1 protein-coding gene is annotated in these 541 nt (G+C 58.4%); it reads left to right on the top strand.

The annotated features are described in order from the left end of the window. Positions 1-87 precede the first annotated feature (87 nt). A partial coding sequence (locus tag CFB82_RS41825) for a transposase (RefSeq protein ID WP_089487989.1) occupies positions 88-541 on the top strand: 454 nt, incomplete at its 3' end.

The following is a 541-nucleotide window of genomic DNA, read 5'->3' as shown; positions in this document are numbered from 1 at the left end:
GTATGCGGTCCATAAATGACGCCCTTCAAATGAGAGGCAAGAGGTCAGAAGCTAGGTGTCCGCGTGGACACTTTCACTCAGACCTCAATGACAGAAAAACAGGATCTTCGAAGCAGACTGGTAGTTGGCCGGAAGCGAGACGGCCGACGCGAATTTGACGAAGCCGCACGACAAGAACTGGTGGAGCTTTGTTTGAAGCCCGGTGTGTCGATTGCTCGCACGGCGATGGATCACGACGTCAATCCGAACCAGTTACGTAAATGGATTGCGAGCCATCAGCAACGGCAAGTCAAGGGATCATCGGGCGATGGGGCTGTGCGCGGCGATGCACCTGCTGATGCTCGGGAGTCGGCGGCCCGTCATTCTTGGCTCGAGGCGCCGTCTGCATTCGTGCCGGTCGTGTCGACACCACCATCGACATCACCCACATCGTCCCCCCCGACGATGACGCTCGCGTTGCAGGTGCGTCTGTCGAACGGTGTCGAGCTTGAGCTGGGCAAGGCCATCGCGACCATCGACGAACTGACGACCCTGGTTCAGA

The organism is Burkholderia sp. HI2714, from assembly GCF_002223085.1.
GTDB classification, from domain to species: domain Bacteria; phylum Pseudomonadota; class Gammaproteobacteria; order Burkholderiales; family Burkholderiaceae; genus Burkholderia; species Burkholderia lata_D.
The sequence above is the reverse complement of the archived record's forward strand: the minus strand, read 5'-3'. Positions and strand labels throughout refer to the sequence as shown.